At 64.6% G+C, this 20,991-nt stretch carries 24 protein-coding genes; 14 read left to right on the plus strand and 10 right to left on the minus strand.

Translation table 11 applies throughout. The features are described from left to right. The first annotated feature begins 330 nt into the window (after nucleotides 1-330). Both ACE10Z_RS02955 and ACE10Z_RS02960 read left to right on the plus strand, forming a co-directional pair. Nucleotides 331-684 carry a DUF3307 domain-containing protein gene (locus tag ACE10Z_RS02955; RefSeq protein ID WP_223965945.1) on the plus strand — a complete coding sequence of 118 codons (354 nt, stop codon included), beginning with the start codon at nucleotides 331-333 and terminating at the stop codon, nucleotides 682-684. Between the two features lie 174 nt (nucleotides 685-858). After that, nucleotides 859-1,266 (plus strand): hypothetical protein, encoded by a 408-nt coding sequence (locus ACE10Z_RS02960; RefSeq protein WP_375786606.1) that lies wholly within the window; start codon nucleotides 859-861, stop codon nucleotides 1,264-1,266. Between the two features lie 64 nt (nucleotides 1,267-1,330). Here the strand turns inward: ACE10Z_RS02960 and ACE10Z_RS02965 are convergent, their stop codons facing one another. Beyond that, the gene (locus ACE10Z_RS02965) at nucleotides 1,331-1,666 is read right to left on the minus strand and encodes a YkgJ family cysteine cluster protein (protein WP_375786607.1); all 336 of its coding nucleotides are present in this window, start codon (nucleotides 1,664-1,666) and stop codon (nucleotides 1,331-1,333) included. Continuing rightward, complete coding sequence (locus ACE10Z_RS02970; protein WP_028336549.1) at nucleotides 1,666-2,364, minus strand: YafY family protein; 699 nt, start codon at nucleotides 2,362-2,364, stop codon at nucleotides 1,666-1,668. Before ACE10Z_RS02970 ends, ACE10Z_RS02965 begins: the two co-directional genes overlap by 1 nt. Nucleotides 2,365-2,546: 182 nt before the next feature. On the opposite strand from ACE10Z_RS02970, the gene ACE10Z_RS02975 reads away from it, so the two are divergent. Next, complete coding sequence (locus ACE10Z_RS02975) at nucleotides 2,547-2,780, plus strand: hypothetical protein (RefSeq protein WP_097677111.1); 234 nt, start codon at nucleotides 2,547-2,549, stop codon at nucleotides 2,778-2,780. 64 nt (nucleotides 2,781-2,844) lie between these two features. Beyond that, nucleotides 2,845-3,579 carry a glutathione S-transferase family protein gene (locus tag ACE10Z_RS02980; protein WP_375786608.1) on the plus strand — a complete coding sequence of 245 codons (735 nt, stop codon included), beginning with the start codon at nucleotides 2,845-2,847 and terminating at the stop codon, nucleotides 3,577-3,579. On the opposite strand, the gene ACE10Z_RS02985 is transcribed toward ACE10Z_RS02980, so the two are convergent. Then, on the minus strand, nucleotides 3,576-4,211 hold the full coding sequence (locus ACE10Z_RS02985) for a pyridoxamine 5'-phosphate oxidase family protein (RefSeq protein WP_375786609.1): 636 nt from the start codon (nucleotides 4,209-4,211) through the stop codon (nucleotides 3,576-3,578). The two genes, ACE10Z_RS02980 and ACE10Z_RS02985, sit on opposite strands and share 4 nt — an antisense overlap. 118 nt (nucleotides 4,212-4,329) lie before the next feature. Here ACE10Z_RS02985 and ACE10Z_RS02990 point away from each other — a divergent pair, with 118 nt between their 5' ends. Further along, the gene (locus ACE10Z_RS02990; RefSeq protein ID WP_375786610.1) at nucleotides 4,330-5,223 is read left to right on the plus strand and encodes a LysR family transcriptional regulator; all 894 of its coding nucleotides are present in this window, start codon (nucleotides 4,330-4,332) and stop codon (nucleotides 5,221-5,223) included. A gap of 17 nt (nucleotides 5,224-5,240) precedes the next feature. Here the strand turns inward: ACE10Z_RS02990 and ACE10Z_RS02995 are convergent, their stop codons facing one another. From ACE10Z_RS02995 to pobA, 4 genes are all read right to left on the minus strand, one after another. Beyond that, nucleotides 5,241-5,606, minus strand: a complete 366-nt coding sequence (locus ACE10Z_RS02995; RefSeq protein WP_375786611.1) for a hypothetical protein — start codon at nucleotides 5,604-5,606, stop codon at nucleotides 5,241-5,243. A 352-nt stretch (nucleotides 5,607-5,958) separates the two neighbouring features. Next, the gene (locus ACE10Z_RS03000) at nucleotides 5,959-6,414 is read right to left on the minus strand and encodes a PaaI family thioesterase (RefSeq protein WP_375786612.1); all 456 of its coding nucleotides are present in this window, start codon (nucleotides 6,412-6,414) and stop codon (nucleotides 5,959-5,961) included. 122 nt (nucleotides 6,415-6,536) lie between these two features. After that, the gene (locus tag ACE10Z_RS03005) at nucleotides 6,537-7,115 is read right to left on the minus strand and encodes a glutathione S-transferase family protein (RefSeq protein ID WP_375786613.1); all 579 of its coding nucleotides are present in this window, start codon (nucleotides 7,113-7,115) and stop codon (nucleotides 6,537-6,539) included. 203 nt (nucleotides 7,116-7,318) lie between these two features. Beyond that, nucleotides 7,319-8,488 (minus strand): 4-hydroxybenzoate 3-monooxygenase, encoded by a 1,170-nt coding sequence (pobA, locus tag ACE10Z_RS03010; RefSeq protein ID WP_375790088.1) that lies wholly within the window; start codon nucleotides 8,486-8,488, stop codon nucleotides 7,319-7,321. A 267-nt stretch (nucleotides 8,489-8,755) separates the two neighbouring features. On the opposite strand from pobA, the gene ACE10Z_RS03015 reads away from it, so the two are divergent. The 9 genes from ACE10Z_RS03015 to ACE10Z_RS03055 all read left to right on the plus strand — a co-directional run bounded on the left by ACE10Z_RS03015 (nucleotide 8,756) and on the right by ACE10Z_RS03055 (nucleotide 17,776). Next, nucleotides 8,756-9,781 (plus strand): TRAP transporter substrate-binding protein, encoded by a 1,026-nt coding sequence (locus ACE10Z_RS03015; RefSeq protein WP_375786614.1) that lies wholly within the window; start codon nucleotides 8,756-8,758, stop codon nucleotides 9,779-9,781. Between the two features lie 188 nt (nucleotides 9,782-9,969). Further along, the gene (locus ACE10Z_RS03020; RefSeq protein WP_375790089.1) at nucleotides 9,970-10,479 is read left to right on the plus strand and encodes a TRAP transporter small permease; all 510 of its coding nucleotides are present in this window, start codon (nucleotides 9,970-9,972) and stop codon (nucleotides 10,477-10,479) included. A gap of 18 nt (nucleotides 10,480-10,497) precedes the next feature. Next, nucleotides 10,498-11,802 (plus strand): TRAP transporter large permease, encoded by a 1,305-nt coding sequence (locus tag ACE10Z_RS03025; protein ID WP_375790090.1) that lies wholly within the window; start codon nucleotides 10,498-10,500, stop codon nucleotides 11,800-11,802. A 4-nt stretch (nucleotides 11,803-11,806) separates the two neighbouring features. Then, entirely contained in the window at nucleotides 11,807-12,268 is a 462-nt protein-coding gene (locus ACE10Z_RS03030; RefSeq protein ID WP_375786615.1) for a DUF3237 domain-containing protein, read from the plus strand. Nucleotides 12,269-12,523: 255 nt separating this feature from the next. Beyond that, complete coding sequence (locus ACE10Z_RS03035) at nucleotides 12,524-13,318, plus strand: crotonase/enoyl-CoA hydratase family protein (RefSeq protein ID WP_375786616.1); 795 nt, start codon at nucleotides 12,524-12,526, stop codon at nucleotides 13,316-13,318. Then, on the plus strand, nucleotides 13,315-15,198 hold the full coding sequence (locus ACE10Z_RS03040; protein ID WP_375786617.1) for a feruloyl-CoA synthase: 1,884 nt from the start codon (nucleotides 13,315-13,317) through the stop codon (nucleotides 15,196-15,198). Before ACE10Z_RS03035 ends, ACE10Z_RS03040 begins: the two co-directional genes overlap by 4 nt. 20 nt (nucleotides 15,199-15,218) lie before the next feature. Further along, complete coding sequence (locus ACE10Z_RS03045) at nucleotides 15,219-15,980, plus strand: SDR family NAD(P)-dependent oxidoreductase (RefSeq protein WP_375786618.1); 762 nt, start codon at nucleotides 15,219-15,221, stop codon at nucleotides 15,978-15,980. 63 nt (nucleotides 15,981-16,043) lie between these two features. Continuing rightward, complete coding sequence (locus tag ACE10Z_RS03050; protein ID WP_375786619.1) at nucleotides 16,044-16,463, plus strand: acyl-CoA thioesterase; 420 nt, start codon at nucleotides 16,044-16,046, stop codon at nucleotides 16,461-16,463. Nucleotides 16,464-16,624: 161 nt separating this feature from the next. Then, on the plus strand, nucleotides 16,625-17,776 hold the full coding sequence (locus ACE10Z_RS03055) for an ABC transporter substrate-binding protein (protein ID WP_375786620.1): 1,152 nt from the start codon (nucleotides 16,625-16,627) through the stop codon (nucleotides 17,774-17,776). A gap of 89 nt (nucleotides 17,777-17,865) precedes the next feature. Here ACE10Z_RS03055 and ACE10Z_RS03060 read toward each other — a convergent pair whose 3' ends face one another. The 3 genes from ACE10Z_RS03060 to ACE10Z_RS03070 form a co-directional block, all read right to left on the minus strand. Further along, nucleotides 17,866-18,261, minus strand: coding sequence for an endonuclease domain-containing protein (locus ACE10Z_RS03060; RefSeq protein WP_375786621.1), 396 nt, complete (start codon nucleotides 18,259-18,261; stop codon nucleotides 17,866-17,868). A 229-nt stretch (nucleotides 18,262-18,490) separates the two neighbouring features. Continuing rightward, complete coding sequence (locus ACE10Z_RS03065; RefSeq protein ID WP_375786622.1) at nucleotides 18,491-19,222, minus strand: ABC transporter ATP-binding protein; 732 nt, start codon at nucleotides 19,220-19,222, stop codon at nucleotides 18,491-18,493. After that, nucleotides 19,219-20,988, minus strand: a complete 1,770-nt coding sequence (locus ACE10Z_RS03070; protein WP_375786623.1) for an ATP-binding cassette domain-containing protein — start codon at nucleotides 20,986-20,988, stop codon at nucleotides 19,219-19,221. Before ACE10Z_RS03070 ends, ACE10Z_RS03065 begins: the two co-directional genes overlap by 4 nt. Nucleotides 20,989-20,991: the final 3 nt, after the last annotated feature.

Below are 20,991 nucleotides of genomic sequence, written 5' to 3' on the forward strand. Positions count from 1 at the left end.
AGAAAGAAAATTTCCTATGCCGCCGACGATATACCTCCCCGGTGGGAATGCAAACCGGCCACCCGCCGTAACCTTAATCCCGGTTCGCCTGCGCCGCGATGCCACATGACCATCGCCACTATCGACGCCCGAACCCAGATGTGATTTTCGAGGGGCCGCAGGTGCATTCCGCCGCCGGAGATGTCATAAATGAGACAAGCTTCGCTTTGCGGATCGCGCTGACGGCCTGACCCGGATTTCTTGCAATCACATTCATCGAAGTAAAAGGGCGTCAGCTTGTTGTTTCCTTCCATGTCATCGTCGGTGTCGGTTGGTGCCCTCGTGGGATGGATGTTGCTTCTCACCGCAAAGCACATCATCGCTGACTTCATGCTGCAGAACGCCTGGATGGCGATCGGCAAGGACCAGAGGACCGGCTGGGCCATGCCGTTGCTCGCGCATTGCCTGGTCCATCTCGCGGTCGCGCTGGCGCTGATCCTGGTGGTGGCACCGCGGTTCTGGTACGTCGCCTTCGTCGACTTCGTGATCCACATCATCGTCGATCGCTGCAAGGGCATCTGCGCCTCGCATTTCGGCGTGACGCTGGAGTCCGGCCATCCCTGGTTCTGGACCCTGATCGGGGTCGATCAGGCGCTGCACCATCTCACCGGATTCGCGCTGTCGATCTACATGGCCGCGAACTGAGCGGCTCGCGGACGTCTCTTTCCACATCCCGTCCCTGACCAGGACCCTGCGGCTTGCCGCGGGCGGATGTGATTCGCGTGCAACGGGCAAGGGTCCCCGGAGGCGACCGGAGGCCGTGGTTAACCTTTCGTTAGAGGATTGCGCGGCATCTTCCCGATCGAGGGGGATTTGCAAATGTTTTCAAGCCGCGACGCGTTCGAGAACGATGCCTGCCCAGTTGCGGACGACCTGCTCGGCCAGATGTACCGCGCCAATCCGAACGGGCTTTCGCTGCTGGTTGCCAATGTCGCGCCCGACGTCAGGGCGATGCTCGCGCTGTTCTGCTATCGCCGCAGCCATCTGCATGCACTCGCACTCGCGATTGCATCGAGCTGCAGCGAGTGGGAGCTGGCCAATTGGGGCGGCCGTGTCGGGTCGACGCTCTACGCGTTGTCGCGCGAGCCGGCTCGCGTTGCGACCGTGTCGCATGGGGGCCGCAAGCCGATCACGCTGTCGACCAAGCCGCTGTCGAGCTTCGCGCCTGTTGTCGATGACGAGCTCGACGACGAGGACGTCAGCGAGACGGTGACTGTGACGGCTTAAGCATGATCCGGAAAAGTGGAAACCGGTTTTCCGCAAAGATCATGCGCAAATAAGAAGGCCGGGCTCAATCCGGCTGCGCGCTCGGGATGAGCGGCAGCCCGTGGCGGCGCCGCGCCATCGCGCATTCCGCGTCGCCCGGCAGACAGGTTCGGCACACCTCCGGCCGCACCGCATAGACCTCGCAGCGCGTTGCCTCGCCGACCCGGCCTGACAGCGCCGAGCAGCGGTCGCCCTCGCAGCGCATCCCCGACTGTCGCGCGTTGACGAATTGCGGCGGGATCAGATCGAGCTGCGCGTCGTCCTCCACGGTGAAGCGCGGCCAGTTCTCCGAATAGCTGCAGCAGGCGCCGCAGGACTGGCAGGGGCTCGCGTCCGCCGCGTCGATCGCGTTGCCGGTCATCAGGTGTCCCTCGGTGCTTCCCACACCAGGCTACGCCGCCAGCGCGCCCTGAGCAGGTCGCGCCGTTCCGGATACTTCTCGTCGTGATAAACAGCGGTGACCACGCGGTCGGTGCGGAAGCTGCGGAAATCCTTGCGCAGCTCGCACCAGGCGGCGAGCAGCCGCACCGCCTCGTGATAGCCGACCGCGATCGGCCAGATCGTGCGCTCTGAGTCGCGGCCATGCTCGTCGCGATAGTTGAGCGTGATCTTCTTGCCCTCGTGGATCTGGCTGCGGGTCCTGACCATGTCGATGCGGTCCGGCTCCCGGTTCCAGGCGGAGCGGGCGCGGCTTGCCGGCTCCAGCACGAACGGCCGCAGGCGGTCGGGCACGGTTTCGGCGATCTTGGCCATCAGGTCCTCGGCCGCGCGCGCCAGCGCCGGATCGGCGTGACCGACCACCCATTGCGCGCCGAGCACGCAGGCCTCGATCTCGTCGGGTGTCAGCATCAAGGGCGGCAGGTCAAAGCCCTTCTCCAGGATGTAGCCCATGCCGGCCTCGCCGCGGATCGGCACCCGCTGCTCGATCAGGCTGGCGATGTCGCGATAGATGGTCCGCTTCGATGTCTCGAGTTCGGCTGCGATCGCATCCGCGGTCAAAGGCTTACGGGTGCGGCGGAGCACCTGGATGATCTGAAACAGCCGGTCGGCGCGTCTCATGGCAATTCTCTTGGTCGCTCTCTTGGCACGTGTCTTGGCAGCTGTCTTGACGAGTGTCTTGACGGGTCTCGCAGGCGCTCGGCGCGTCGGCTTTTCGCGCCCCCTGTCACTGCTGCTGACAGCATGTTGGCAGCAGGTGGGGGCTATATCAGGACAACACCTCAAGTGAAGGGAATTTGTCCATGACGAATCTTGATGAACTCGGTTTCCGGCAGGCGCAGAGCTTCGCGCTGGAACAACTGGTCACGGTCTACTCCACCTCCGGCGACCTGCGCTGGGCCCTGGTTGCGCTGGTCGCACAGTCCATCAGCGCAGCCTGGTCCTACGGGCGGGCACGGCTGGTCAAGCGCGTTCGCGAGGCGGTTCGCCGCCTCGCGCCCGTCGGCCCGCTCGACAGTGAATGCCACTACTGCTGACACCATGCTGGCAGCAGGGGACGGCTAGCTTCAATTCACGACCACAGGCGATCGGGAGCTTCATATGATTACGCTTTTTGGCTTTGGCACGGGCTTCGGCTTGCCGGAAATCAGTCCATTCGTGACCAAGACCGAGGTCCAGCTCAAGATGGCCGGGCTCGACTACATTAAGGAAAAAGCGATGCCGCCGGCCTCTCCCAAGGGCCAGCTGCCTTTCATTGCCGATGACGGTGAGACGATCGCCGATTCGACCTTCATCCGCGCCCATATCGAGGGAAAATACGGCTTCGATTTCGATGCGCCGCTGAGCCTGCAGGCGCGCGCGCAGGCCTGGGCCTTCGAGCGCATGATCGAGCATCACGTCTACTGGGCGCTGGTCGGCGCGCGCTGGGTCGACGACACCAATTTCGCCAAGGGGCCCGCGCATTTCTTCGACGGCGCGCCCGATCACATGCGCGACAAGATGCGCGAGGATGCCCAGTTCCGCGTCGCCGAGAACTATCTGTTGAGCGGGCTTGGCCGCCACGGCCCCGACGAGGACGTCGATCTCGCGATTCGATCGCTGTTTGCGCTGTCGGTGCAACTCGGCGACAAGCCGTACCTGATGGGCAATGCGCCGTGCGGCACCGACGCCACCGCGTTCGGCGCGCTGGCGGGAATCCTGACGCCGTTCTTCGATTCGCCGCTGCGCGAGCGCACCGAGAAATTCGACAATCTCACCGCCTATGTCGGCCGGATGATGCAGCAATATTATCCGGAGTTCGCCTGGGCGCCGTTGCAGCAGCAAGCGGCGGCTTAGCCCGCTACGACGGGAGCGGGCTCGCCCTTCAGTGCGGCGAGCTCCGCCTCGAGCTCGGCGATGCGCTGGTCGCGTGAGGCAAGCGCGCTCGCCACATCGGTCGCATCGAATTTCTGCGGAATGTGCTGCGGGCAGTTGGTGTCCCACGCCGCGACCTTGAACAGGATCACCTGCTCGGGCCGCGCACGATAGCCCTGCGGCATCAGCGAACGCGTCAGCGCCGGATCGTCTTCCACCACCCGCGCCTCGCCCCAGATCTTCACCCGCTGCCGGTGGGCGTAATTCATCACGAAGATATACGCCTTCGGGTTCTCCGAGAGATTGCCCTGGGTGATGAACTGCCGGTTGCCGCTGTAATCGGCGAACGCGATGGTGTGCCTGTCGAGCACCTTGATGAAGCCCTTCGGTCCGCCGCGATGCTGGATATAGGGCTGACCGCCGGCCGAGGCGGTCGCGAGATAGAAGCTGTTGGTGTTGGCGAGAAAGGCGGCGAGGTTCTCGTCCACCTCGGTTTGCCAGCCGCCGTGGGCCTCGACATCGGCATAAGTCGCGCGCGAACCCTTGCGGGTCTGGATTTCCTTCACCGCCGGGGTGAACCCGACATCGCTCGAATAGCTGCGAACCTCTGACATCTCAGCCTCCCGCCACGGGCGACAAAGCGGCCGTCCTCGCGCCCTAAGATGGGTATTTCCGGATCGTAGGCAATCTGGTGCATTGACACTTCACTGTTGCCGATTATGCAATAGTGCCATGGACCGGATCGACGCCATGCAGGCCTTCGTCGCGGTGGCGGACCTTGAGGGGTTTGCCCCCGCAGCCCGCAAGCTCGGCCTGTCGCCATCCGCCATCACACGGCTGATCGCGGCGCTGGAGGAGCGGCTCGGCGCGCGGCTGCTGCAGCGGACCACGCGGCAGGTGACGCTGACCGACGCCGGCTCGCGCTATCTGGAGCGGGCGCGGCGGATCCTTGCCGACGTCGAGGAGGCCGAGGACGCGGTCGAGAGCGAGCGCACCCGCCCCGAAGGCCGGCTGGTGATCTCGGCGCCGTTCGGCTTCGGGCGGCTGCATGTCAGCCCGGTCGTGACCGCCTACCTGAAGCGTTATCCGGACGTCGGCGTCGACCTGCGGCTGTCGGATCGCCGGATCAACCTCGTCGAGGACGGCGTCGACCTCGCGGTCAGGCTCGGGCACCTGCCGGATTCGACGCTGGTGGCGCGCCATGTCGGCCAGATGCGCCGGATCGTGGTGGCCTCGGCCGGCTATCTCAAGCTTCGCGGCGAGCCGAAGCGGCCGGCGGACCTCACCGCCCATGACACTATCCAGTTCGGCGCGATGACCGCGACGCCGGATTGGCGCTTCATGGAGGACGGCCAGGAGATCCGCATCATGCCGACGCCACGCTTCACCAGCAACAGTTCGGACGCTGCCATTCAATACGCCGAGCAGGACGGCGGGCTGACGCGGGTGATGGCCTACCAGGCCGCCGAATCGCTCAAAGCGCGGCGGCTCAGGATCGTGCTCGCCGAATTCGAGCAGCCGCCGGTGCCGATCCATGTCGTCTACCCGACATCCCGACTGTTGTCGGCCAAGGTGCGGACCTTCATCGATCTCGTCACCGAGACCACCGACTGGCACTTCGGCTAGCTAGCTCAGGCGGCCCGTCATCTGGCGTCCTTGTTCAGCTCGATGGTGACCTGCGACAGCCAGGAGCCGGGCGCTTCCATCACGAACGACTGGTGGTCGCCCTTGGTTCGGATCGTCACCAGTGCGGCAACGGTCTCGCCCTCGATGCGCGCCTCGATCAGTCCGTTGGAATTGGTCCCGGTGATCTTGCCACCCTGCCGGTACTCGCTCTCGAACCAGTTGCCGGAAAGCTGCGTGTCGTTCTGGTTGATGTTTGCGGACAACGACATCTTGTAGGCATCGCTTGCGCATCGGAGATCCAGGCTGATCGACTTGCCTGGCTTTGTGACGTTGTAGGCGACCTTGCAGCGGACCTTCTCCCAGTCCCCGTTCGAGGGCTTCATCGAACCGGATCCGGACCATCCGCCCGCCAGGTTGTCCAGACTTGTCGCCGCATACGACGAAATTGAGGTCATCAGTGCGAAGCACGCCGCGATGCTGCCTCGCACGATCCAAAATTTCCAGGACAGTTTCCAGGACGGTTTCCAAGGCAATTTCCAGGACATTGGGCCAATCTCCGAATCGGAATGCGATTGATCCTACCCGCGCCCGGCCGTGGCGGTGTGGCGAAGACGTGGAGAGATGTTGCGGAATTTGCTCTTCTGTTTACCGCAGCGCGCCGCAGGCAGTCCGCGGATATTGGCAGATTTCGACGCATTTGTCGGCCGCCGGCGTGTGATCCGCTTGGGGAGAACCTCAGGTCACGCGCGCCTTCTTCGGCACCACGCGGAACGTGCCGCTGGCGCGCGCGATCGTCACGCCGTCGGCCTTGATCAGGCTCTGGGCGAAGCAGATCGTGCTGCCGGTCTTGATCACATCGCTCTCGATTGCGAGCCACTGCCCGACATTCGCCGACCCGACGAAATCGACCGTGAGCGAGATCGTCAAATACGAGGTCGTCCAGCCGGTCGCCTGGCCGCAGCTATAGCCCATCGCGTTGTCGGAAAGGGCTGCGATCAGCCCGCCGTGGATCAGGCCGCGGCCGTTGGTGTGCGGCCGCGCCAGCCGCAGGCCGATGATGACGGACCGCTCGGTTTTCTTCTGGTAAAGCGGCTCCCAGGGCTCGGTGAGCGGGCTCTTGCGGAACAGCGGCTCGAAGCCTTCGGGGACGTCTTGAGGAATGTCGGGGGCGACTTGCGTATCGGTGGTCATCTGAATCTCGTGCATGGCGTTGCGTTGACGCCATTGAACGCGATGTCGATCGCGGTTTCACCGCCTACAAAGTTTTAAACGGGATTTGCGCAGATGTTTGAAAGCGCCGATGTGCCGCCCGATCACGCCGGCAATTCGTAGCCGACTTCGCTCTCGATCTCGATCGTTTTCTGCACCGCCGGCCGCGCCATCATCTTCTCGTAATGCGCCGTGAGGTTGGGGAACGTCTCCGGCGGCAGCTTGAGCGAATTGGCGAGCCGCCAGTACAGCCGGAACAGATGGATGTCGGCGATCGAGTAGCTGCCGATCGCCCAGCCGTGACCGAGCCGGCGGTCGGCGATGGCCCAGACCGCCTTCGCGTGGTCGAGCCCGCGCGCCCTTGCAGGATGCAGCGTCGAGGCGATGAAGGACATCCACGACAGCGCCTGCGCCTCGGCCTCGATGTCGTCGCGCGGCAGCAACTCGGCTTCAGGATAGCGCCGGGCGAGATAGAACAGGATCGCCGCGACCTCGGTCAGCGGCCGGCCGTCGATCACCAGCGTCGGGACCTTGCCTTCCGGATTCAGCGCGAGATAGTCGGGCGCACGCATGTCGTTGCGCTTGAACGACATCGGATGGGCCGCGAAGCCCGCGCCGATCTCGTTCAGGGCGATATGCACCGCCATCGAGCTGGCGCCCGGTGCGAAATAGAGGGTGAGCATGGCGGGTGCTCCGGCGTCGTATGATGCAGAAGCTGAACGTCAGCCGCGCCTGATGCAAGCGCGATCTCTAATTCCGTCACCCTGAGGAGGCCGCGGAGCGGCCGTCTCGAAGGGTCGACGGCCCCGCTAGTGGCCGTGCATCCTTCGAGACGCGGCCAAGAGGCCGCTCCTCAGGATGACGGATCAACTATCCTGCAAGCTGTCTAGAACGGCAGCCCCACATAGTTCTCCGACAGCGAGGTCGACGCCGCCTTCGAGCTGACGAGGTAGTCGAGCTCGGCGATCTGGATCCGCGCGGCGAATTCACCCTCGTCGGGGAATTTGTGCAGCATCGAGGTCATCCACCAGGAGAAGCGCACCGCCTTCCAGACCCGCGCCAGCGCCGTGGCCGAATAGCCGTCGAGGCCGGCCGAGGATTTCTCGTCATAAAATTCGCGCAGCGCCTGCGACAGATAATGCACGTCGCTGGCGGCAAGGTTCAGCCCCTTGGCGCCGGTCGGCGGCACGATATGCGAGGCGTCGCCCGCGAGGAACATCCGGCCGAACCGCATCGGTTCGGCGACGAAGCTGCGCAGCGGCGCGATGCTCTTTTCGATCGACGGGCCGGTGACGATCTCGTCGGCCGCCTTCTGGTCGAGGCGCCGCTTCAACTCGTCCCAGAACCGCTCGTCCGACCATTGATCGACATGATCGTCGAGCGGGCACTGCACGTAATAGCGGCTGCGATGGGTCGAGCGCATCGTGCAAAGCGCAAAACCGCGCGCGTGGTTGTTGTAGATCAGCTCCGGCGAGACCGGCGGCGTCTCCGAGAGGATGCCGAGCCAGCCGAACGGATACACCCGTTCATAGCTGGTGATCGCCGACGCCGGCACGCTGGCGCGGCTGATCCCGTGGAAGCCGTCGCAGCCGGCGATGAAATCGCAGGCGATTTCGTGGGTGACGCCGTCCTTGACGTAGCTGACACGCGGATGGTCGGTGTCGAAATCGTGCGGCTTGACGTCGGCGGCGGAGTAGACCGTGGTGAGGCCGGCCGCCTTGCGCGCGTTCATCAGATCGAGCGTGACCTCGGTCTGGCCGTAGATGGTCACGGTCTTGCCGGTCGCCGCATGCATGTCGATGCGGTGCCGCGCGCCGCCGAACGCCAGCTCGACGCCGTGATGAACCAGGCCTTCCTGGTGCAGCCGGGCGCCCGCGCCGACGCTGTCGAGCAGCGACACGGTGCCTTCCTCGAGCAGGCCGGCGCGGATCCGCCCCAGCACGTAATCCGGCGTCTGGCGCTCGAGAATGACGTTGTCTACGCCGAAAGTATGAAGTAGTTGCCCAAGCAACAGTCCGGCCGGACCTGCGCCAATGATTGCTACTTTTGTCCGCAACACCTGCTCCTCCCGATCGGATAGGCTTCCAGCCGGGCGCTTGCGCCGGGCGGTCGTCATCAACTTGCCAAGGCAACTATATCATATAACAGTTTTGGCAAGGCGGATTTGCGCGGGACCAGCGTTCGCCGCAGCGCAAGATGCCGGAGGGGCGGGTGCGACGAGGCGTCGTCCCTGCGGATTTCGGCTTGAATATCTGCGCGAATTAGATAACATGTTAAGTAATGAGACCGGGCACGAAGCCCGTCCTGGAGAGGAGGAGAGGTGATGAGGAAGAGTTTGTTGGCGCTGCTGACGGCAGCCGCCGCCGTCGTGCCAGCCGCAGGTCCTTCGCAGGCGCAGGACAAGACCGTCAATCTCAAGGTGTCGCTCTGGGTGCCGCCGGCGCATCCGCTGGTGCCGGCGACGCAGGCCTGGGCCGCCGACATCGAGAAGGCATCGGGCGGCACCATCAAGGTCACCGTGTTTCCGTCCGAGCAGCTCGGCAAGGCGTTCGACCATTACGACATGGCGCGCGACGGCATCGCCGACGTCACCTATGTCAATCCCGGCTATCAGCCCGGCCGTTTCCCGATCGCGGCCGCGGGCCAGCTTCCGTTCGTGTTCTCGGACGGCAAGAAGGGCACGCTGGCGCTGAACGAGTGGTACCACAAATACGCGCCGACCGAGATGAAGGACACCAAGCTCTGCTTCGCCTTCATCCATGATCCGGGCGCGCTGCACGGCAAGAAGAAGATCCTGCTGCCGAGCGACCTCTCCGGCGTGAAGGTGCGGCCCGCGCAGAGCACCATCGGCGAGATGGTGAAGATGTTCGGCGGCACCAATGTGCAGGCCTCTGCCCCGGAATCGCGCGATGCGATCGAGCGCGGCGTCGCCGACGAGATCACCTTCCCCTGGGGCTCGATCTTCCTGTTCGGCATCGACAAGGTGGTGAAGTATCACATGGATGTGCCGCTCTACACGACGGTGTTCACCTACAATATCAACCTCGCCAAATATAATGCGATGTCGGATGCCCAGAAGAAGGTGATCGACGATCATTGCACGCCGGAATGGGCCTCCAAGGTCACCGATCCCTGGACCGATTTCGAAGCCAATGGCCGCACCAAGATGAAGGCGCTGCAAGGTCACGAGGTCTATCCGCTGACGGCGGATCAGCTCGCCGAGTGGAAGAAGGCGGTCAAGCCGCTGCGCGACAGCTGGGCCGAGGCGGTGAAGAAGGCCGGCGGCGACGCGGAGAAGATCGAGGCCGATCTGCAGGCCACGCTGAAGAAGTACGAGGCGGGGATCTAGCCGAACCGCCGAGGTAAATGAGGCCGTCATGCCCGGGCTTGACCCGGGCATCCACGCCCTTACCGCCCGATCGAAATGAAGTCGTGGATGGCCGGGTCGAGCCCGGCCATGACGCGGGGTAGATTTCAACAATGGCTGCCAATTCCGAAGTTTCCCAGGACGGCGCGATCACCGGTCCACCCGATCCGGTGCGCAAGAATTTCATGGATCGCTTCATCGATTCGATCGAATGGGTGGCGGCCTTCTTCGTCGGCGTCGTCGCGCTCAACACCTTCACCGCGGTGTTCATGCGCAAGTTCTTCGCGGTGACGATCCCCGACTACTACAATTTCGGCCAGTTCCTGCTCGGCATCCTGATCTTCTGGGGCATCGCGGCGACGAGCTATCGCGGCACCCACATCACGGTCGATCTGGTCTGGGCCAATGCCTCGCCGCGCCATCAGCGCTGGATCGACATCTTCGCGACGCTGGTGCTGCTGTTCGTAGTGAGCGTGCAGACCTATACGCTGGTCGACAAGGTGATCGACACCAGGAACAGCCACATCGTCACCATGGATCTCGGCGTGCCGGTCTGGCCGTTCTTCCTGGTGTCGTGGATCGGCGATGTCTCCGCGGTGCTGCTGATTGCGATCCGGACCTACCGCCTGATCTTCCATCCGGAAGATATCCATGATGCCAAGATCAAGACCGCGGAGTAGACGGCCATGAGTCTCGATTTGAGCCCCGAGGCCGTCGCCGTCATCGGCTTCGTCTGCCTGTTCGCGCTGATGCTGTTGCGCGTGCCCGTCGGCATGGCGATGGGCCTCGTCGGCATCACCGGCTTCGGCTATCTCACCGGCTTCGCGCCGGCGCTGAAACTGGTCGGCCAGACCACGATGCGCACGGTGACGGATTATTCCTTCGGCGTGATCCCGATGTTCCTGCTAATGGGCGCCTTCGTGTCCGTCTCGGGCATCAGCCGCGAGCTGTTCCGCGCCGCCAACACCTTTGTCGGCCATTGGAAGGGCGGGCTCGGCATTGCGACCATCGCCGCCTGCGGCGGCTTTGCCGCGATCTCGGGCTCGTCGGTCGCGACCGCCGCGACCTTCTCGGCGGTGGCCTATCCCGAGATGCGCCGCTTTGGCTATCCGCAATCCTTCTCCACCGGGGTGATCGCGGTGGGCGGCACGCTCGGGGCGATGCTGCCGCCATCCACGGTGCTCGCGGTGTACGGCATCATCACCCAGCAGGATATCGGCAAGCTGTTCATCGCGGGCGTGGTGCCGGGCCTGCTCGCGATCCTGATGCACATGATCACGATCGGTATCATCGGCGTCACGCGGCCGGGGTTCCTGCCGGCAGGCAAGAAGGCGTCGTGGCACGAGCGTATGCTTGCGATGCGCGACGTCTGGTCGCCGCTGCTGCTGTTCCTGTTCGTGATCGGCGGCCTCTATGGCGGCTTCTTCGTTCCCACCGAAGCGGGCGCGGTCGGCGCGGTCGGTGCCTTCATCATCGGCATCCTCCGGGGCAAGCTGACCAAGGACGGCATCCTGCAATCGCTGCTGCAGGCGACGCGCACCGCCGCAGCGGTGTTCACGGTGCTGATCGGCGCGCTGTGCTTCGGCTATTTCCTGACCATCACCCAGACGCCGCAGAACGTCACTGAATTCCTCACCGGGCTCGGCATCGGCCCCTATGGCGTGCTGGCGCTGATCCTGATGATGTATCTGGTGCTCGGCTGCCTGATGGACGCGATGGCGATGGTGATCCTCACCGTGCCGATCGTGTTCCCGGTGGTGACCGCGCTCGGCTTCGATCCGATCTGGTTCGGCATCATCATCGTCATGACGGTGGAGCTCGGGCTGATCCATCCGCCGGTCGGCATGAACGTGTTCGTGATCAAAAGCGTGATCAAGGACGTCAACATGTCTACGATCTTCGTCGGCGTGCTGCCGTTCGTGATCACCGATCTGATCCGGCTGGTGATCCTGATCCTGTTCCCGCTGCTCGCGACCTGGCTGCCGCAGCGCATGATAGGTTAGATCAATGGCACCAGAGCTCCAGACCAGATACGTCTTCACCATCACCGCGCGGATCGCCGAGGTCACGTCCGCCGGCGACATCGGCACCGGCGTCCGCCGGATCATCCCGATCATCGGCGGCGAGGTGAAAGGCGAGGGGATCAACGGCAAGGTGCTGCCCTTCGGCGCCGACTTCCAGATCATCCGGCCCAGCGAGCTGATCGAGCTGGAGGCAAAATATGCCTTCGAGACTGACGACGGCGCCGTGGTCTATGTCGAGAACAAGGGCATCCGCTTCGGACCGCTCGATCTGCTCGAGAAGCTCAAGCGCGGCGAACCGGTCGACCCGAACCTGATCTATTTCCGCACCGTGCCGAAATTCGAAACCGGTGCCGAAAAGTACCGCTGGCTGATGGAGCACATCTTCATCGGCTCCGCCGCCCGCCACGCCGACCGCGTCGTGATCGACGTGCATCAGGTGCTTTGATGCCCCGCTCCGATCCTCCCCTGGAGGGGAGGATCGACGCGCATGAAAATGCGCGGCGAGGTGGGGTGATCTCTCCACACGGGCACTGTCCGGGTGGAGAGACCGTCACCCCACCCCGTCTCACATTCCGCTTCGCTTCATGTGAGCCGACCCTCCCCCTCCAGGGAGGGTGAAGTCCTGCGTCGCCATGCGCGCCTTGACTCCTGCGATGATAGTTATAAAACATAACTATTCTGAATAGGAAACAATAACGCCATGGGAAACGCTGCCGACGCGGGTGATGCCGCGCTGCTCAGGATCGAGACGCGAGGGGCGGTGCTGACCGTCGGGCTCAACCGGCCGGCCAAGCGCAATGCGCTGAACGACGGCATCATCCTGGCGCTGCGGGATTGTTTTTCCGCGATTCCCGACACGGTCGGCGCCGTCGTGATCCATGGTGTCGGCGATCATTTCTCGTCCGGCCTCGATCTCTCCGAACTGACCGAACGCGATGCCACTGAGGGCCTGGTGCATTCCCAGATGTGGCACCGCGTGTTCGACCGCATCCAGTATTGCCGCGTGCCCGTCATCGCCGCGCTGAAGGGCGCAGTGATCGGTGGCGGGCTGGAGCTGGCGTGCGCCGCGCATATCCGCGTCGCCGAGCCGTCGGCCTATTTCGCGCTGCCCGAGGGCCAGCGCGGCATCTTCGTCGGCGGCGGTGGGTCGGTGCGGCTGCCGCGCCTGATCGGCGTGCCCAGGATGGCGGACATGATGCTCACCGGCCGGGTCTATTCGGCGACCGAGGGCGCGGCCTACGGCTTCTCGCAATATCTCACCGAGGCCGACGGCGCGCTGCCCAAGGCGCTGGAGCTTGCCGAGCGCGTCGCCGCCAATGCGCCGCTGACCAATTTCGCCGTGCTGCAGGCGCTGCCGATGATCGCCGAGGCCAATCCGCAGACCGGTCTCTTGATGGAATCGCTGATGGCGACGGTGGCGCAGAGCGACAAGGAAGCCAAGAAGCGCATCCGTGCCTTCCTGGATCGCAAGACCGCCAAGGTGAAGCCGACATGAGCGCCAAGGCTGATATATCTGCGTCCGCGTCCACCGCGAGTGCGCATCCGCTGCGCCCGATCTCGTTCGGCAATCCTGATGTCACCGTCGAGCGCCGCGACGACGGCACGATCTATCTTCGCCCCAAGCTCAATCTCGCCGATTACCCCGTTCGTCTCACCGATCGCCTGCACCACTGGGCGAAAGCCGAGCCGAGCCGGGTGTTCATGGCCGAGCGCGCAGCCGGTGGCGGCTGGCGCCAGATCACCTACGCGCAATTGCTCGAGGCTATCAGGCGCATCGCCTCGGCCCTGATCGCGCGCGGGCTGTCGGCCGAGCGGCCGATCATGATCCTGTCGGGCAATTCGATCGATCACGCGCTGATCGCGCTCGGCGCGCTCTATGCCGGCATTCCGTTCTGTCCGGTGTCGCCGGCCTATTCGCTGGTGTCGCGCGACTACGGCAAGCTCAGCTTCGTCATCAAGCTTTTGACGCCGGGTCTCGTCTTCGTCGACGACGCCGACAAATTTGCCGACGCCCTGCGCGCCAATGTCGGACCCGATGTCGAGATCGCGGCGAGCGGCGGGACCGTGCCCGGCCGCGAGGTGACGCGGCTCGCCGGTCTTATGGCGACGCCGGAAGATCCCCACCTCGACGCGACCCATGCGACGATCGGTCCGGATACGATCGCAAAATTCCTGCTGACGTCGGGCTCGACCGGCAATCCCAAGGCCGTCATCAACACCCAGCGCATGATCTGCGCCAACCAGGTGATGCTGCGCGAGACGCTGGCGTTCCTGAAGGATGAGCCGCCGGTCATCGTGGACTGGCTGCCGTGGAATCACACCTTCGGCGGCAACCACAATGTCGGGCTGACGCTCTATAACGGCGGCTCGATGTATCTCGACGAGGGTAAGCCGATGCCCGGCGGCATCGAGGAGACCGTGCGAAACCTGCGCGAGATATCGCCGACGGTCTATTTCAACGTGCCCAAGGGTTATGAATCGCTGCTGCCCTATCTGCGCGACGATGGAGATCTGCGGGCGAAATTCTTCCACCGGCTGCATGCGATGTTCTTCTCCGGCGCGGCGCTGTCGCCGTTCGTCTGGAACAGCCTCGATGCGCTCGCGGTGCAGGAGAAGGGCTATCGCGTGCCCATGCTGACCGGGCTCGGCGCCACCGAGACCTCGCCGTTCTTCATGTCGGTGCGGCCCGATACCAGCCGCTCCGGCCATGTCGGGCTTCCGGTGTCGGGCAATGATGCGAAGCTGGTGCCGAACAACGGCAAGCTCGAGGTGCGCGCCAAAGGCCCGAACGTGACGCCCGGCTATTGGCGGCAGCCCGAACTGACCGCCAAGGCGTTCGACGAGGAGGGCTTCTACAAGTTCGGCGACGCGCTGAAGCCCGCCAACGCCGGCGATCTCGATGCCGGTTTCGATTTCGACGGCCGCATCGCCGAAGATTTCAAGCTGGCGAGCGGCACCTGGGTCAGCGTCGGGCCCTTGAGGGCGCGCTTTGTCGGCACCTGCGCGCCGCTGGTGCGCGACGTTGTGATCGCAGGAATCAACCGCGACGAGCTGGCGGCGATCGTGATCCTCGATCTCGACGGCTGCCGCCTGATCAATCCGGCACTTGCCGCTAGCGACATCGCGACTGCGGCCAACGACCCGCTGGTGCGCGCGGCGTTCCGTGAACGCTTCGCGCGCGTGCTTGCGAGCGCCACCGGTTCGTCGAACCGGATCGCGCGGGCGATCCTGCTCGACACACCGCTGTCGATCGATCGCGGCGAGGTCACCGACAAGGGCTCGATCAACCAGCGCGCGGTGCTGGAGCATCGCACTGACATCATCGAAGCGCTTTATGCGCCGGTGCCGCCGGCATCGGTGATCACGTCAGCCTGAATATCTGAGAGGAGAATGCCATGCAGTTGAAGGACCAGGCCGCCATCGTCACCGGCGGCGCATCGGGATTGGGTGCCGCGACCGCGCGCCGTCTGGCCGCGCAGGGTGCCAAGGTCGCGGTCTGCGATCTCAACGCCAAGCTCGCCGAGAGCGTCGCGGCCGAGATCGGCGGCATTCCTGTTGTCTGCGACGTCGCCGATGCAGTGGCGGCCGAAGCCGCGGTCGCTGCCGCCGCCAAGGCGCATGGCCCGGCGCGCGTGCTGGTGAACTGCGCCGGCATCGGAGTGGCCAAACGCGTGATCGGCCGCGAGGGGCCGATGGCGCTCGCCGATTTCGACAAGGTGATCAAGGTCAATCTGATCGGCTCCTTCAACATGCTACGGCTTGCGACCGCCGATATGGCGAAGCTCGAACCGCTCGCGACCGGCGAGCGCGGCGTCGTGATCTCGACGGCTTCGGTCGCGGCCTATGACGGCCAGATCGGGCAGGCGGCCTATTCGGCCTCGAAGGGCGGCATCGTCGCGATGACGTTGCCGATCGCGCGCGAGCTCGCCCAATTCGGCATCCGCGTGCTGACCATCGCGCCCGGCCTGTTCATGACGCCGTTGCTGGCCGGCCTGCCGCAGGAGGCACAGGATTCGCTCGCCGCCGGGATCCCGTTCCCGCGCCGGCTGGGCCAGGCCGACGAGTTCGCCTCGCTTGCGCTGCATATGATCGACAATCCCTACCTGAACGGCGAAGTGGTGCGGCTCGATGCCGCGCTCCGGATGGCGCCACGCTGAAGCATGATCCGGAAGAGCGCAAAACGCTCTTCCGGATCGATCCCGCTCAATCGAGGATAGACCATGTTCGTCAACCGGCGCGACGTGCAGATCCAGTGGGGCGATTGCGACCCCGCCAATATCGTCTACTACCCGCGCTACTTCGCGATGTTCGACGACTCGACCTCGATCATGTTCGAAGCGGCTGGTTGCTCGAAGCAGGACCTCGTCCACAAATATGGCCTGGTCGGCATTCCCATGGTCGACACGCGGGCGAAATTCCACATCCCGTCGACCCATGGCGACTGGATTACCATCGAGAGCCGGATCGAGAGCATCAAGCGCTCGAGCTTCGAGGTGGTGCACCGCGTGTTCAAGGGCGAGGCGTTGGCCATCGAGGCGTTCGAGACAAGGGTGCTGGTCGGCCGCCACCCGGACGATCCCTCCAGGCTGAAATCGGCGCCATTTCCGCAGGAGGTCATCGACCGCTTCCTGAAGGGCTGACTTGTTCAGGGCTGACTTGCAGCCCCTCATGACTCGACTTTTGGAGCATGATCCTCTCGGAAAACCGGTTTCCACTTTTCCGGATCATGCTCTAAAGAAGGGGCTGAATTGGCCCGCAAAACTGGTCTAAACCCAAAAAACATATCCGCAGGGAGGAATGAATGAGGAAGGCCACTCTCGCCGCCGCCGCGCTCGCAGCTGTTTTCGCGCTGCCGGGCGCGCCCGTGCTGGCGCAGACCAATGAAATCACCATCGGCATCTCGATCTCGACCACCGGCCCCGCCGCCGCGCTCGGCATCCCCGAGCGCAACGCGCTCGATTTCGTGCCGAAGGAGATCGGCGGCGTGCCGCTGAAGCTGATCGTGCTCGACGACGCCGGCGATCCGACGGCTGCGACCACCAATACGCGGCGCTTCGTCACCGAGTCCAAGGCCGACATCATCATGGGCTCCTGCATCACGCCGACGACGATCGCGGTATCGACGGTCGCCAACGAGGCCGGCATCCCGCATCTCGGTCTTGCGCCGTTCCCGATCAACGAGGCCCGCGCGAAATGGTCGGTCGACCTGCCGCAGTCGATTCCGATCATGGGCAAGGTGCTCTACGAGCATATGAAGGCGCACAACATCAAGACCGTCGGCTATATCGGCTATTCGGATTCCTACGGCGATCTCTGGGTCAACGACTTCAAGGCGCAGGCCGTGCCGATGGGCCTGACCATGACCGATGAGGAGCGCTTCGCGCGTCCGGATACGTCGGTCGCGGGTCAGGTGCTGAAGCTTGTCGCCGCCAATCCCGACGCCATCCTGGTCGGCGCCTCCGGCACCGCCGCGGCGCTGCCGCAGTCCGCGCTGCGCGAGCGCGGCTACAAGGGCCTGATCTACCAGACCCACGGGGCCGCCACGATGGACTTCATCCGCATCGCGGGCGCGTCCGCGGAAGGCGTCATCATGTCGGCCGGCCCGATCATGTCGCCGGAAACCCAACCCGACAGCGCACTGACCAAGAAGCCGGGCCTGACGCTGAACGCGGCCTATGAAGCCAAGTACGGCGCCAACAGCCGCAGCCAGTTCGCCGGCCATTCCTTCGACGCCTTCGAGGTGCTGAAGCGCATCATCCCGACAGCGCTGAAGACCGCCAAGCCAGGCACGCCGGAATTCCGCGAGGCGATCCGCCAGGCCTTCATCTCCGAGAAGGAGATCGTCGCGTCCCAGGGCGTCTACAACTGGACCGAAAAGGATCGCTACGGCCTCGATGACCGCTCACGCATCCTGCTGACGGTCAAGGACGGCAAATACATCCCGGCGATGTGAGCTGGGTGCGATCCACGAAACGAAGAAGCCGGTCGCGATCAGGGGCCGGCTTTTTCTTTACCCTCCCCTGGAGCGGGTGGGGTGACACTCTATCGTCGTCGGTGGTGCTTCAGCGGCACAGCTTCCGCTTCGCGAGCGCCGTAGAGCTCGACATAAATCCGCTCCAGCACGGCGTTGAGGTCAGCCGCGATCTCCGAATTCCAGAACCGGATGACGCGGTAGCCTTCTTTCTCAAGCCATTGTTGCCGCTCGCGATCGTGTTTCGCGGTCTCGTCTTCGTTGTGGTGTCCGCCGTCCAGCTCGATGATGAGTCGTTTGGCCGGGCAGAAGAAATCGACGACGTAAGGGCCAATCGGTGCCTGTCTTCGAAAATGCGTTCCGTCCGTTGGCAGCTCCCTCAGCGCACGCCACAGTATTCGTTCATGCGGCGTTGCGTTGGCGCGCAGCTTCTTTGCGGCGGTTCTGCGGATCGATGCTGAGACCATTTGTGCGGCTTCACCCCACCCCGATCGCACCCGACGATGCTACGCATCGCCGCGCGCGCTCGACCCTCCCCCTCCAGGGGAGGGTGAAGTGGAACGCAATCTTCGCGCGAATGCAAGCATGGTCAGAAGGTCGCAGCCGTCTTCATCCTCCCCTGGAGGGGGAGGATCGCCGCGCATGCAATGCGCGGCGAGGTGGGGTGACAGTCTCTCCGCGGTGGAGCTGCGCGTCCTAGATCGCGCTCTCGCCTTCGTGCTGGAAGCCGAGATAGCTCGCGGCGACGCCCTTGTTGGCGGCAATCTCCTTCGCGGAGCCACTAAGCACGAACTCGCCAAGCTCCATCACATAGGCGCGGTCGGCGATTTGCAGCGCCGCCTGGGCGTTCTGCTCGACCAGCAGCACCGAGACGCCGGCTGCGCGGAGCTCGCCGACAATGCGGAAGATGTCGGCGACGATGATCGGGGCGAGGCCGAGGCTCGGCTCGTCCAGCATCAGCAGTTTCGGTGCGCCCATCAGTGCGCGGCCCATCGCCAGCATCTGCTGCTCGCCGCCGGACAACGTGCCGGCGAGCTGCTTGCGGCGTTCCTTGAGCCGCGGAAACAGCGTGTAGACCCGCTCCAGCGAGCGGGCCGCGGTTGCCTTCGCGATCCGGAAGGCGCCGAGCTCGAGATTGTCCTCGACATTCATGGTGCCGAACAATTCGCGATGCTCGGGCACCAGGCTCAGGCCCGTTGCGACGCGGTCCTCGATATCGAGCGGCGCCATGTCGACGCCGGCGAAGGTGGTACGGCCTCGCAGCGGCAGCACGCCCATGATGGCGTTGAGCAAAGTGGTCTTGCCGGCGCCGTTGGCGCCGATGATGGTGACGATCTCGTTCTCGCCAACGTCGAGCGAGACGCCGCGCACGGCCTCGACCTTGCCGTAGGCAATGTGGACGTCGGTCACCGTCAGCAGGGCACTCATGCGGCGGCTCCGAGATAAGCCTTGATCACGTCGGGGTTGCGCTTGATCGCGGCGGGCGTGCCTTCGGCGATCTTGGTGCCGAAATCGAGCACCACGATGCGGTCGGCGAGATCCATCACGAACCCCATGTCGTGCTCGACCAGCAGCACCGACATGCCGCCGTCGCGCAACTGCCGGAGCAGCGCGGCCAGCCGCTGCTTCTCCATGTGGCGCAGGCCGGCGGCCGGCTCGTCCAGCAACAGAAGCATCGGATCGACGCACAGTGCCCGCGCGATCTCGACGATGCGTTGCTGCCCGAGCGACAACGAGCCGGCGAGCTGGTCGATCTGGTCGGACAGGCCGACGCGCTCGATCTGCCGCGCGGCTTCCGCCAGCAGTTTCGCCTCGTCAGCGCGGTCGAGCCGCAGCATGCTGGAGATCGCCCCGGAATTGCCGCGCAGATGCGCGCCGATCGCGACGTTCTCGAGCACGGTCATGTCGGGCACCAGCTTGACGTGCTGGAACGTGCGCGCCACGCCGAGCTTGACCACCTCCTGCGGCGGGGCATTCGCAACCTCGTTGCCGAGCACGGCGATCTTGCCGCTGGTTGCGGCCAGGACGCCGGTGATCAGGTTGAAGGTCGTGCTCTTGCCGGCGCCGTTCGGCCCGATCAGCGCGACGATCTCGCGGGCGTTGACGTCGAACGAGACGTCGTTCACCGCAAGCACGCCGCCGAACTGCTTGCGGGCCTTGTCGATGTGCAGGAGAACCGGCGACGTTCCCGGCGCCCGCTCGCGGTGTTCCAGCTTCACCGACGTGTCCGGCGTCTTGCGGGCCGGCTTGAACGGCAGGTGCGACATCAGCCAGGGCCAGACGCCCTGCGGTGCGAGCTGCAGCAGCAGCACCAGCATGATGCCGAACACGATGGTCTCGAGCTGGCTCTGCCCGCCGAAGATGTAGGGCAGGTAGCTCTGCAGCACCTCCTTCAGGATCACGACGATGCCGGCGCCGAGCACCCCGCCCCAGACGTAACCGGCGCCGCCGACGACGGCGATGAACAGATATTCGATGCCGGCCTGCGCGCCGAACGGCGTCGGGTTGGCGGCGCGCTGGAAATGCGCGTAGAGCCAGCCGGACAGGCCGGCCAGCACCGCCGCATAGATGAACACCAGCAGCTTGGCGCGCGGCGTCTGCACGCCGAATGCCTCGGCTGCGATATGGCCGCGCCGCAACGCGCGGATGGCGCGCCCGGTGCGGGAGTCCAGCAGGTTCATGGTCAACAGCGCGGAAAGCAGCACCGCGACCCAGATCGCGTAATAGATCGTGTCCGGGCTCAGCATCTTGAACGCGCCGATCGAGAGCGGCGGGATGCCCGAAATGCCATCGTTGCGGCCGAGGAATTCGAGCTTGCTGAACAGATAGAACAGCCCGATGCCCCAGGCGATGGTGCCGAGCGGAAGATAATGGCCTGACAGCCGCACCGTGACGAGGCCGAGCAGCACGGCCGCAATGCCGCTGACCAAAAGCGAAGCCGGCAGCGTCAGCCACGGTGAGATGCCGTAGGCGGTGGTCAGCACCGCCGTGGTGTAGGCGCCGAAGCCGCAGAACGCAGCCTGTCCGAACGAGGTGAGGCCGCCGACGCCGGTGAGCAGCACCAGCCCCATCGCGACCAGCGCGGCGAGGCCGATATTGTCGAGCAGCACGATCCAGAACGGCGGAATGCCCGGCAGAAGCGGAATCACCGCCATCACGAGCGCGAAGATGATGAGAGGAAGCCGCTGCGTCATCGT

Source organism: Bradyrhizobium sp. Pha-3 (assembly GCF_042258615.1).
Taxonomy (GTDB): domain Bacteria; phylum Pseudomonadota; class Alphaproteobacteria; order Rhizobiales; family Xanthobacteraceae; genus Bradyrhizobium.

What these genes read in the sequence shown, in the direction of transcription:
- ACE10Z_RS02955 (WP_223965945.1), top strand. Translation starts at nt 331, where the DNA reads ATGTTGCTTCTCACCGCAAAGCACATCATCGCTGACTTCATGCTGCAG.
- ACE10Z_RS02960 (WP_375786606.1), top strand. Translation starts at nt 859, where the DNA reads ATGTTTTCAAGCCGCGACGCGTTCGAGAACGATGCCTGCCCAGTTGCG.
- ACE10Z_RS02965 (WP_375786607.1), bottom strand. Translation starts at nt 1,666, where the DNA reads ATGACCGGCAACGCGATCGACGCGGCGGACGCGAGCCCCTGCCAGTCC.
- ACE10Z_RS02970 (WP_028336549.1), bottom strand. Translation starts at nt 2,364, where the DNA reads ATGAGACGCGCCGACCGGCTGTTTCAGATCATCCAGGTGCTCCGCCGC.
- ACE10Z_RS02975 (WP_097677111.1), top strand. Translation starts at nt 2,547, where the DNA reads ATGACGAATCTTGATGAACTCGGTTTCCGGCAGGCGCAGAGCTTCGCG.
- ACE10Z_RS02980 (WP_375786608.1), top strand. Translation starts at nt 2,845, where the DNA reads ATGATTACGCTTTTTGGCTTTGGCACGGGCTTCGGCTTGCCGGAAATC.
- ACE10Z_RS02985 (WP_375786609.1), bottom strand. Translation starts at nt 4,211, where the DNA reads ATGTCAGAGGTTCGCAGCTATTCGAGCGATGTCGGGTTCACCCCGGCG.
- ACE10Z_RS02990 (WP_375786610.1), top strand. Translation starts at nt 4,330, where the DNA reads ATGGACCGGATCGACGCCATGCAGGCCTTCGTCGCGGTGGCGGACCTT.
- ACE10Z_RS02995 (WP_375786611.1), bottom strand. Translation starts at nt 5,606, where the DNA reads ATGAAGCCCTCGAACGGGGACTGGGAGAAGGTCCGCTGCAAGGTCGCC.
- ACE10Z_RS03000 (WP_375786612.1), bottom strand. Translation starts at nt 6,414, where the DNA reads ATGACCACCGATACGCAAGTCGCCCCCGACATTCCTCAAGACGTCCCC.
- ACE10Z_RS03005 (WP_375786613.1), bottom strand. Translation starts at nt 7,115, where the DNA reads ATGCTCACCCTCTATTTCGCACCGGGCGCCAGCTCGATGGCGGTGCAT.
- ACE10Z_RS03015 (WP_375786614.1), top strand. Translation starts at nt 8,756, where the DNA reads ATGAGGAAGAGTTTGTTGGCGCTGCTGACGGCAGCCGCCGCCGTCGTG.
- ACE10Z_RS03030 (WP_375786615.1), top strand. Translation starts at nt 11,807, where the DNA reads ATGGCACCAGAGCTCCAGACCAGATACGTCTTCACCATCACCGCGCGG.
- ACE10Z_RS03035 (WP_375786616.1), top strand. Translation starts at nt 12,524, where the DNA reads ATGGGAAACGCTGCCGACGCGGGTGATGCCGCGCTGCTCAGGATCGAG.
- ACE10Z_RS03040 (WP_375786617.1), top strand. Translation starts at nt 13,315, where the DNA reads ATGAGCGCCAAGGCTGATATATCTGCGTCCGCGTCCACCGCGAGTGCG.
- ACE10Z_RS03045 (WP_375786618.1), top strand. Translation starts at nt 15,219, where the DNA reads ATGCAGTTGAAGGACCAGGCCGCCATCGTCACCGGCGGCGCATCGGGA.
- ACE10Z_RS03050 (WP_375786619.1), top strand. Translation starts at nt 16,044, where the DNA reads ATGTTCGTCAACCGGCGCGACGTGCAGATCCAGTGGGGCGATTGCGAC.
- ACE10Z_RS03055 (WP_375786620.1), top strand. Translation starts at nt 16,625, where the DNA reads ATGAGGAAGGCCACTCTCGCCGCCGCCGCGCTCGCAGCTGTTTTCGCG.
- ACE10Z_RS03060 (WP_375786621.1), bottom strand. Translation starts at nt 18,261, where the DNA reads ATGGTCTCAGCATCGATCCGCAGAACCGCCGCAAAGAAGCTGCGCGCC.
- ACE10Z_RS03065 (WP_375786622.1), bottom strand. Translation starts at nt 19,222, where the DNA reads ATGAGTGCCCTGCTGACGGTGACCGACGTCCACATTGCCTACGGCAAG.
- ACE10Z_RS03070 (WP_375786623.1), bottom strand. Translation starts at nt 20,988, where the DNA reads ATGACGCAGCGGCTTCCTCTCATCATCTTCGCGCTCGTGATGGCGGTG.